Annotated in this window: 1 protein-coding gene; it reads left to right on the top strand. The window is 48.6% G+C overall.

The genetic code is table 11. The annotated features are described in order from the left end of the window. The coding region (locus Q4563_RS18390) for a hypothetical protein (RefSeq protein ID WP_303605536.1) at window positions 1-313 on the top strand (313 nt) is incomplete at both ends.

Genomic DNA, 313 nt, shown 5'->3' on the forward strand with positions numbered 1-313 from the left:
AATTCGCCTGATTCATTCCGAGGCGGTGCGCTCACCCGATTTGCTGGAGCAAAATCCCAACTATAATGTAATCATCAGTGGCCTGGATGATAATTATCTGGGCATTTCGGAAGGGACGTTTTTTATACATCAATGGCCGGAGTCCCGGGATCTCGATCATGAACGAATTATCAGTACGGAACTTGGCTACTATGGCCGTTTTTCAGGCCCTGATATTGAGGTCGATCTGAAGTTGTTCCAGGAGCATATGACACATTTGATTGCGGACTCCATCCAGCTGCGGAGCCTGGCTATCGGCTCGGATAGCCAGATT

This window comes from Gilvimarinus sp. 1_MG-2023 (assembly GCF_030548285.1).